The following is a 10,614-nucleotide window of genomic DNA, read 5'->3' on the forward strand; positions in this document are numbered from 1 at the left end:
CATTATAAGTGTAAAAATAATTTCTAGCATTGGTGTTTAATGTTTTTTGTTTAATAATGATAAAAAAATGTATAGTAATATAATTACTGGAATTGCTGCAAAATGCAATACAATAAGTAATACAATACTTAATAATATAAAAATGTAACGGATAGCGTTATTTTTAAAACTCCAGTCTTTAAACTTAAGGGCAAATAATTTAATACTAGAATTTAATAAATAGCAACTTAATACGGTTAAACTTATTAAAAACCACTTATTTAAAATGATAGTATTAATAATATCGCTATGCTGAAATTCCATTATTAAAGGCAAAGACAGAATTAACAGCGTATTCGCAGGTGTTGGTAGGCCTTTAAAATAGCTTTGTTGGTCTTCGTCTATATTAAATTTAGCCAATCTATAAGCCGATGCGAGAGTAATACACAAGCCTATTAAAGCTATTGGGGCTAATTTAAAATTATTAAAATGTAATATAGAGTTCCAGTCTCCAGATAGATCTATAAAAGCATCATCATTACAAGCTAAACCAATTAATTTAAACATGATTATTCCTGGAACTAAACCGCTGGTAACCATATCTGCTAAAGAGTCTAGCTGAACACCTAAGTCGCTCTGCACTTTTAATTTACGAGCAAGAAAGCCATCGAAGAAATCGAAAAATATTCCTAAAAACACAAAAAAAGCAGCTACAATAAAGTGATTATTAACAGCAAATAATACAGCAATACTCCCACAAAACAAGTTTAGAAGCGTTACAAAGTTTGGAATAAGTTTCTTTATAATCATTGGTTAGTTTTTGGTAAAAATAATAAAGTTTTACTTTTTATAGTCCTTTATACAATATACTCTTTAATTTAAAGTTTAATATGTATAAAAAATGTAGCATCTTTGTAAAAAAATTGCAATTGAAATATTTCTATACAATCTTTTCATTTATAGTGACTTTAACGCTCTATGGCCAAACAAAATATTCTAATGAGTTTATGAACATTGGTGTGGATGCTGCTGCTCTTGGAATGAGTAATGCTGTTACTGCTAATACTAGAGATGTTAACTCTGGGTATTGGAATCCTGCTGGCCTTGTGCATTTAGAAGATAAACAAATTGCTTTAATGCACTCTAGTTACTTTGCCAATATTGCTAATTATGATTATGCTGCTTTTGCAATGCCTATAGACAATAGAAGTGCTTTAGGGATTTCTCTAATTCGTTTTGCTGTAGATGATATACTAGATACGACACAGCTTATAGACGACCAAGGAAATGTAAACTTTGATCGTATTAGCTTATTTTCTACTGCAGATTATGGTTTAACATTTTCTTACGCTCGTAAATTACCAGTAGATGGGCTTAATTATGGTGTAAATGCTAAAATTATTAGAAGAGTTATTGGAGACTTTGCTAATTCTTGGGGATTTGGACTTGATGCTGCTATACAGTTTGAAACGAATAATAATTGGAAGTTTGGTATCATGGCTAGAGATATTACAACCACTTTTAACTCTTGGAGTTTTGATGAGGATGCTTTTGAAAGAATAAAAGGTGCTGTTGAAGGGCAAAACCAAGAGTTACCAGAAACTTCAGAAATTACAATTCCTAAATTACAGATAGGTGTTTCTAAAAGTTATGTGTTTCATTATGATTATTCTCTACGAGCTGAACTAGATTTAAATGTACGATTTGAGCAAAATAACGATATTTTATCCACCTCTTTTGCCAGTATAAATCCTGCTTTAGGTTTTGAATTTGGTTATATAGATATGATTTATCTAAGAACGGGGGTTGGAAACTTCCAAAATGAATTACAAATAGACAATAGCGAAGATTTAACTTTTCAACCTAGTCTTGGCGTTGGTTTTAAATATAAAGGAATACAAGTAGATTATGCTTTTACAGATATAGGCGATCAAAGTGTTGCATTATATTCTAATGTATTTTCTTTAAAATTAGATTTTAGCGTTTTTAGATAGTACTTTTAATATGAAAAAAACGATACGTCTTGCTTTTCTTTTTTTTAGTTTTTTATCCTTTTCGCAAAATCCTAACCTAAAACCAGAAGCAGAAATAAGCATTATTACTATTGGACCAGGAAACTCTTTAAATGATGCTTTTGGGCATAATGCTTTTAGAGTTCGTTCGGGATATGTAGATATTGTATACGATTATGGACGGTATCCTTTTAACGACCCTAATTTTATTTTAAATTTTGCCAGAGGTAAGCTAAAGTATTCGCAAGGCAAAGAACCTTTTTATTCTTTTTTAAGACGCTATGTAAGACATGATCGTACGATAAAAGAGCAAGTTTTAGATTTATCATACGAGCAAAAAAGGGCTCTATATAGTTTTTTAATAGAAAATAATAAGCCTGAAAACAAAGATTATCTTTATGATTTCTTTTATGATAATTGTGCAACAAAAATGCGAGATGTTGCAGAGCAAGTTTTAAATAGTAATATTGTTTATAAAACACCAGAATCGTACAAATCTGAGACTTTTAGACAATTAATAAACAATAACCTAAACTGGAATTCTTGGGGAAGCTTAGGTATTAATATTGCTTTAGGTTCGGTTATAGACAAGCCTGCTACACCTAGAGAATATATGTTTTTACCTGAATTTATCTTTCAATCTTTTGAAAATGCTTCCTTTAAAAATACAGGTAAACCCTTAGTAAAATCTTCTTCTATAGTATACAAACAAAAAGAAGCTTTTGCAGCTTCTAGTTTTTTTACAAGTCCGTTGTTTGTTTTTAGCTTAATTTCAATTTTTATAATCTATATCACCTACAATAATTCTAAAAACAGTAAACGGTCTGTATGGTTAGATATTAGTTTATTTGGCTTAACCGGTATAATTGGGGTATTTATATTATTATTATGGTTTGCTACAGACCATACTGCAACTGCCTATAATTATAATTTACTTTGGGCTTTTCCTCTAAGTCTTTTTGCAATAATACAAGTTGTTAAAAAACAACCTAAGAAATGGTTTATTGGTTATTTAAAGTTATTAATTATAATGTTAGGGCTAATGACTATGCATTGGGTTATAGGTGTACAACGCTTTGCGCCTGCTCTAATTCCTTTACTTATTGCATTTTTAATACGTTATATTTATTTATTACGCTTTTATAAATTTGCAAACGTAAGCTAATTATTGTCCTCTTAAAAAGATAACTGTACTAAGTGTTTTTACTATAATATTAAAGTCTAAAAAGAAACTTCTGTGTTTTATATAATACAAATCGTATTGTAGTTTTACCAAACTATCATCTACACTAGAACCGTAACGTGCTTTTACTTGTGCCCATCCGGTTAAACCAGGTTTTACAATATGTCTTGTTTCGTAAAACGGAATGACTTGAGATAATTCTTCAATAAAAACTGGGCGTTCTGGCCTAGGCCCTATTAAACTCATGTCGCCTTTTAATATATTGATAAACTGAGGTATTTCATCTAGTCGCGATGTTCTTAAAAATCGACCGAATGCAGTTATTCTCGTATCATTTTTTTTAGCCCAAACAGCGCCATTAGCTTCCGCATTAACAACCATAGTTCTATACTTATAAATTAAAAACGTTTTTCCGTTTTTACCAACACGCTCTTGCTTATAAAATAAAGGGCCTCTATTTCCTATTAGGTTTCCTATTAATATAAATGGTAAAAATAGGCTTCCTATTAATATACCTGTTATTGATAATATAATATCTAAGCCTCTTCTATATGTTAAATATAGTTTGTTTTTATTATTTCTACTAAACGGAAAATATTTATAAAAATCCTTACCTACAAACTGTACAGGAACACGGTAAGTAATATCTTCATATACTTGCGTATACTCTTTTATTGGAAACCCTTTTTCCAATAACATCATTAAATCGTTATATATTGTTGATGTTATATTTTCTGAATTATAACTAGCAACTACAACTTCTGAAATTTGTTCTTCTTTTATAATTTTATGAATATTATCTGGACTGTATTCTGGTATTCCCTTAAATTTAATAGCATCTTCTTTAGCTATTTCACAATTTATAAAGCCTATTATTTTGTAGTTAGGATCTGCACTTTTAAAGGCTTCTACTATAGTTTCTATATTAGATATTTCTCCTACTAATAATACTTTTTTATAAAATCTAGGAGAAGCTATAAAATTAATATAGGCTATTCTACAGACTAATAATGCCAATAGTATTGCAAAATAAAAATACAATATTTCTATTCTATTATCTGGCAATGAAGGGGTTAAAAACGGCGTAAGTAAAAACACTAATACTGTTAAAGACGCTGTTAAAATGATAGTTGTAGTTACGGTTTCTAATTTACTGGATTTTTGCAAGTCGTATAATTCGAAAACAGTACCAAAACCTGAAATGTATAGACCTAAAACAATTAACCACATCCAGCTGTCTTGCGTTATAGAATAATAATCAAACGCAGGAATAAAACTTAATCCATATACAGCTATACCAATAAAGAATAAATCTAAAATTCGTAATAGTATTTTACGTTCGGAAATTTCAAAGTGTATACTTTTATTGTTAGTGTCCGCCATTATAATATTAGTAGGGTTGTAAATGTAAATATAATAAAGTAAATCTTTTACGTGTCTTCATTTATTTTAAAATTGAAAGCCATTTTAATTTTACTGTTTGCCAATCGTATTGTTCAACTTTTTTTCTTGCTTCTGTTATTATCGACATTACTTTTTCTTTATTGTCTTGTAAATCTATAATAGCCTCAACAAAAGCATTAGCATTATTTGGCTCTACTAAAACACCATTTTTACTATCGTTTATTAAAAAAGGAAGTCCACCTACATTTGTAGAAACCACAGGAAGTCCAAGTGCCATAGCTTCAATAACACTTACTGGCATATTATCGAAATTTGTTGTATTAATAAACACGTTATAATGTTCTGATAATTTTATCCATTCTTCTTTAGATAATTTATTTGTAAAACTGACCTCTACATTTAGCGTTTTAGCATGTTCTTTCGCCTTTTCTAATGCGCCATCATTATCTGGACCAACCATACATAATGAGGCTTTATAGCCTATTTGTATTAGTTTATGTAAAATAGATATTGCTAAATTAGGGTTGTATAAATTAGAAAATGAACGCACCCAAAATAGACGGATTGTATTTATTTTTTTAGGTTTAAATTCATATTTATTTATTTCTATAGCATTAGGTATACAAATAATATTAGTATAATTTAAGCTTTCAAAATTAGATTTTGTGTAGTCTGACGGCGCAACATTTATATGTGCATTTTTAAAGAGCTGTTTACTAAGTTTAGGGTTGTTTTTTAGCCGGTTTGGCAAATTCCCTCCGTGTAATATAGGGATGTATTTTAATTTTAATATTCTGCATAATTGACTACATAAATAGGCATAATAAAAATTTTGAGTACTGTATGTATCTATTAAAACATAGTCTGTAGATTTTGAGTTCCTAAATATTGAAAGCAACATATCTAATAGACGTAATAACTTATTATTTTTACTTGAGCTTGTTTTTACTACATACCCTTCTCCTTGTAATAATTTACTTAGTGTATCTATTGTAGTTACTGTTTTTCCAGAACCTGCTAATTTGTTTCCTATGTAAAGTAATTGTTTCACTATACTTTTTTAATCTTTTTTATGTTGTTTTTGAGGGCTGATAAACAAAATGCAATAGGCATAAACCATAGATAAACGAAGGGGCTGCAATTCTCATTGAAGAGTGATTAATGGTTAAAAACCAGAATATATAACAAGAAAAGAAAAAGATATTGGATCTATTTTTATATCTCATTCCTAAAGGTGCTATTAAAAGAATTAAAAATGCAAAAATACCAAGCGTTCCATGCTCCGATAGTATTCTACTCATTTCATTATGTGATGCAGCTTCTATACCTTGCTCGTTTTGTCTTAACTCTTTTATTTTTCCCACACCTACTCCTAATATTGGGTTTTTAAGAAATTCTTCTAACTCGAATGATATTAATTGATTTCTACCTGTAGATAAATCTTCTTTTACACGTCCTGCTGCATCTTGATTAGCGTAACGTTTGTCTATAAAACCACCGGTTTGGATAGATGTAAATAACCATGTAAAAATAGATACGGCTAAAAAAACGACAATTAATTTTAAGGTTCTTTTTTTATTCTTCACTGAAGATTTTACATAATAGCTGTATAAGAAGGCTACTATTATTATTACTCCAGTTATCATGCCTCCCCTACTAAAGGTCACAACACCTCTATAAGACACTAATGCTAGTAATATAAGGTTGACAATTTTATAACTTAATGTTGGGGATTTTAGAAAAAACCGTGTTGTAAAAATAAACATTCCAAAACCTAATACTGTTGCGACTTGATTGGGTCCAAAACCTCCAGATGTAGCGTAATTAGAATAGGTACCTGTTACCACATCTCTAATATCTGGTGTATATAAAAAAAGGTATGTTGTTATTGTTATTAAGGGTAACCCTACTCCTAATAGAATTTTATGAGTATCCTGGTACTTTATTTTTAATTTATAACAGAATAATGCTGCAATTCCTAAACATATAGGACCACTTAAGTTAAAGGCTATTGCTGTACGTAACGTTGTATTTTCTGTGATATTAAATCCAGCTATTAAAATTCCAGGTAATAATAAAAAGATGTAGAATACATATATTATAGATTGTTTATTTATACGTATTGTAAGTACGCCTATTAAACAAAATAGAATAACTAGGTATTTTGATGCTTCGTATAATAAACTACCACCTGTCATTCGTAAAAACACCTCAGCCCCTACTATATAACCACAAGCTATTAAAATTTGTAAGGCTCTTTCTGCTGGTTTTGTTTTTATTATTTTAATAACAAAAAACAAAAATATCCCCAATAAATATACTTTAGATAAAATTGGTAATATATAAACTGCTATACCTATTAGAACATGCAGCCCAATAATTTTTATGTAATTAAATAATTTCAATCGCTGCTTTATATTTTTTTAAAAGGGTAATTGTTTGTGCCTTGGCAGAATAATTATTTTCAATGTATTGTGCAAAAGCTACCGCATATTTAGATCTTAATTTTTCGTTTTCGATGTACAAAAGTAATGCTTGTGATAATTCTTTTGGGTTTTCTGAATTAATTAATAGACCATTTTTATTATTAATTACAACATTTTCGCATTCTCCAACTTTAGTTGCTAATACTGGCAAGTTAGCCAAACCGTATTCTAAAAGTGCTATGGGTAAACCTTCAGACTTAGATGATAACACGCCTATTGTTGCTTGTTTTAAAATATTAGACACATCTGGTTTACTCCCGTATACAAATACATTTTCTTCTATTTTCAATTCTAACAGTTTAGCTTTAATAGCTTCGGAATAGTCATCTTTAAAATCTTTACCTACGCAGTGTAGTGTCCATTCTGGATGTTTTTTTACTATAATTTTAAATGCTTCAAATAGTGTTATATGGTCTTTTTGTGCTCTTAAGTTTGCAAGATGGATAATACGTTTACCTAATGTCCCTTTCAAGGTTGTTGTTGGGGTAATATCGCTTTTTGTTGCAAAATTAGGCAGGTAACTTACATTTTTACATTTTAAATTATTTCTAGACCATGTTTCTAATTGTCTATTTACGCTTAATATACATGAAAAATATCGAGAACATTTTTTTAACACTTTAGACGATCTCGATTCTAAAAACTCACTATTCCCATAATGATCATGCCATACTATTTTTACTTTTTTATTTAAAAGCTTTATAATAGTTGCTAAAAAAAATGATGAAGAATGGGCATGAATAATTTCTATATTTTCTTCTTTTATAAAAGTATTAAGTGTTTTAATAGCCTTGATATCTATTGTTTTTTGTTTATTTAAAAATAGATACTTAACAGTTTTTAGTAGACTCGCTTTTAATAAACCTTCATCTCTTGTAGCACAGAGATAAGATTTATCTATTTGTGGGGCTAAGGCATTTGCTATATTTACAGCAACACGCTCTGCTCCCCCAGTATGTAATGAATCTATTAACTGTAATACTCTCATTATTTTTTATTTTTCATTTCTACAATTCTAGAAATGCTACACGTTATTTAATTGTTATCTACTAATTTTTTAATCTCGCTTTCAAACACATCCAAGGTATAGTTTTGTGACCATTTTGTGGCTGCTTCTGCTTTTATTTTTAAAGTTTTTGTATTCTCTAATTCAGCTACAATTGTATTGGTTGCTAGTTTTAATTCAGAATCAATTAAAATCCCTCTATTACCATAATCTAGCATATATGGTACGCAGGATATTTTAGTTACAATTGGTATAACACCATAAAACATGGCTTCTGCTATGGCTTTGGGCCAACCTTCGGATTTAGATGGTAGTATTGAAAAATGAGCTTCTTTTAAGGCTTGTTTTACAACTTCTTTATCTTGATTACCATGTAATGTAATATGTGCTTCTAAATTATTAACTGTTATGTAATTTTGTAATTCTTCTCTTAAAACCCCATCTCCATACATATTTAAACACACCTTTTTTCCTCTTGCAATTAATTCTTCTATAATTTGTAGGGTTAACAATGGGCGTTTCCCTTTTACTAAACTACCTACAAATACAAATTTTAATATTGAACCATAGTCTCGCTGTAGGGGTTGTTCTATTTCTTTATTAGTAAATGTTGCTGTAAAGAATGATTTTATGTTTTTGGTTTGATCTTTCCAATTACCATAAACTAAAACCTGCATATTTTTTGTTAGCATTGTATTACTTAACAGCCATTTTTGCAATTTATAGCTTATAGGTTGTTTTGCTTTAGGATCCCAATTTCCAGCATATTTAGCTGTTTTTGGTGTTTTTGGAAATAGTATTTGCACAAAACAGCCCAATAATCCTATATTTCCAGGGCAGCGTAAATGAATATGGTCTGCTTTTCTACATGCTTTAAAAATAGTCCACAGTATTAATGGTAATTTTAATAGTGACATTATACTATGTTGTATAGACGTAAACTGAATGGTAGGTATAGTATTTAATTTAATAGCCTTGTGCTTATAATTGATTTCTATAGGCGTTGGTTTTCCTGATACTTTTGGCGCAACAATGGTTACTTTATCTACGTGCTTTAACCATAAATTCATTTCTCTTACATAGGGGGCGTATGCCGCATACGTAGCTCCATTTGGCTTATGTTTTACATGTGATATAATTAAAAAATTCATTGTTCTACTTTTGGCGCATTAAAAAACAAAGACCACCAACCGACTATTCTTCCTAGACTTTCTGTTAATGCTGCTTGTTTAGAGTTTGAGGTTATTATATTTGTACTACGAATGGCCGTGAGTAAAAATGCTGTAGCATTCCATTTTAGTCGTGCTTTTAATGTTGGTTTAGGGTATTTTACACGCCATACATACCATCCATTTCTTAAAACCATTTTACCATATTTGTATTGGTTTGGTCTTCCTGAAGCATCGTGGTAATGTGCTAACTGAGCATTTGTGTTTATAAAAATATCGCCTTGTTTAGCTAGTCGCAAAGAAAAATCGGCATCTTCATACAATCCATAACCTTCAAAATAAGTTGAAAACGCTAATGTTTCAAAAACGTCCTTTTTAAAAGACGAGACACCGCCCATAAGCTGCTCTACTTTATATATTTTTCCTGTTGGTGGCAAAAAACTAATAGAACGTCCATGAGAGAATGTTGGTAAATATCCAGGTTCTGCATCTGGTAATAATCCAAATTTTCGTCTTAATCTAAAACGAGAGGGTTCATTACGCATCCAATCGTCATAATAAAAACAAGATTTACTTTTCTCTTTTGATGCTGCACGCCATTCCACTTCGTTAGTTATATAACCTCCTACGGCTAATGCACTTTTTTGACTGTTATATGTTTCTATTAAGTTTTCAAAATACATTGTTGTTAAAACAATATCATCGTCTAAAAAACATATTATTTCAGAGGTTTCAGCAACTTTATTAATACCATAGTTACGTTGTTTGGTTAAGCCTCTATCTCTATCGTCTACTTTAAAGTATTTTAAGTTTTTAAATGTACGCTCTTTTAATACTTGTTCTGTTTCTGTATTTGTAGACCCATCTATAATAAGAATTTCGTTGGGGTATAACGTTTGCTTTTGTACAGACTTTAGCAACTCTAAAAGTGGTTTAGGTCGCATATATGTGCATACAATAAGTGTAAAAGCTTTAGTCATTACTTTGTTTAAATATATTATAAATATTAATAAAGTAAGTTTGCCTTACTAGATGCGTTTTCCATAGTGCTCTATTACTTTTTTGAATCTCTAAAAATGCTTCATCAGTTTTAGATTGATGAAATTCTAAAATCTGTGCTTCTAAAGACATTTTTTTTCTTTCATCTAATATAATACAATGTTTACTCCAATCTATACTGTTAGACAGAGGTAATTTACAATCTGTGTTTAATATAATAGGGATACGTCCTACTGCCAGCGTTTCGTATAATCTAACCGAAAAATTGCCTACTCCTCTAATACAAAAGGTGTACGCATTATTATATATATTTTCGTAAAATTCTTGTGTTGTTTTTTGTCTATCTGCTTCTGTTTGTACTCCCGCTCTATAACTG

General features: G+C 29.9%; 10 protein-coding genes. 2 read left to right on the top strand and 8 right to left on the bottom strand.

Going from position 1 to position 10,614, the window contains the following annotated elements:
* Nucleotides 1-36: 36 nt before the first annotated feature.
* A complete protein-coding gene (locus tag ACVC2P_RS11385; protein ID WP_452598593.1) occupies nt 37-789 on the bottom strand; it encodes a CDP-alcohol phosphatidyltransferase family protein in 753 nt (250 codons plus the stop codon).
* A 119-nt stretch (nt 790-908) separates the two neighbouring features.
* On the opposite strand from ACVC2P_RS11385, the gene ACVC2P_RS11390 reads away from it, so the two are divergent.
* Both ACVC2P_RS11390 and ACVC2P_RS11395 read left to right on the top strand, forming a co-directional pair.
* Nucleotides 909-1,973, top strand: coding sequence for a putative type IX sorting system protein PorV2 (locus ACVC2P_RS11390; RefSeq protein WP_452598594.1), 1,065 nt, complete (start codon nt 909-911; stop codon nt 1,971-1,973).
* Nucleotides 1,974-1,983: 10 nt separating this feature from the next.
* On the top strand, nt 1,984-3,156 hold the full coding sequence (locus tag ACVC2P_RS11395; RefSeq protein ID WP_452598595.1) for a lipoprotein N-acyltransferase Lnb domain-containing protein: 1,173 nt from the start codon (nt 1,984-1,986) through the stop codon (nt 3,154-3,156).
* Here the strand turns inward: ACVC2P_RS11395 and ACVC2P_RS11400 are convergent, their stop codons facing one another.
* The 7 genes from ACVC2P_RS11400 to ACVC2P_RS11430 all read right to left on the bottom strand — a co-directional run.
* On the bottom strand, nt 3,157-4,557 hold the full coding sequence (locus tag ACVC2P_RS11400) for a sugar transferase (RefSeq protein ID WP_452598596.1): 1,401 nt from the start codon (nt 4,555-4,557) through the stop codon (nt 3,157-3,159).
* A gap of 61 nt (nt 4,558-4,618) precedes the next feature.
* Nucleotides 4,619-5,629, bottom strand: a complete 1,011-nt coding sequence (locus ACVC2P_RS11405; RefSeq protein ID WP_452598597.1) for a glycosyltransferase family 4 protein — start codon at nt 5,627-5,629, stop codon at nt 4,619-4,621.
* A gap of 19 nt (nt 5,630-5,648) precedes the next feature.
* On the bottom strand, nt 5,649-6,983 hold the full coding sequence (locus ACVC2P_RS11410; protein WP_452598598.1) for an O-antigen ligase family protein: 1,335 nt from the start codon (nt 6,981-6,983) through the stop codon (nt 5,649-5,651).
* A complete protein-coding gene (locus ACVC2P_RS11415; RefSeq protein WP_452598599.1) occupies nt 6,970-8,052 on the bottom strand; it encodes a glycosyltransferase in 1,083 nt (360 codons plus the stop codon). The genes ACVC2P_RS11410 and ACVC2P_RS11415 overlap by 14 nt, the downstream gene beginning before the upstream one ends.
* Nucleotides 8,053-8,099: 47 nt before the next feature.
* Entirely contained in the window at nt 8,100-9,221 is a 1,122-nt protein-coding gene (locus tag ACVC2P_RS11420; protein ID WP_452598600.1) for a glycosyltransferase, read from the bottom strand.
* The gene (locus tag ACVC2P_RS11425; RefSeq protein ID WP_452598601.1) at nt 9,218-10,219 is read right to left on the bottom strand and encodes a glycosyltransferase family 2 protein; all 1,002 of its coding nucleotides are present in this window, start codon (nt 10,217-10,219) and stop codon (nt 9,218-9,220) included. The genes ACVC2P_RS11420 and ACVC2P_RS11425 overlap by 4 nt, the downstream gene beginning before the upstream one ends.
* On the bottom strand, nt 10,212-10,614 hold a 403-nt coding region (locus tag ACVC2P_RS11430), incomplete at its 5' end, for an exostosin domain-containing protein (protein ID WP_452598602.1). The genes ACVC2P_RS11430 and ACVC2P_RS11425, both read right to left, overlap by 8 nt.

Source organism: Pontimicrobium sp. MEBiC01747, from assembly GCF_053601635.1.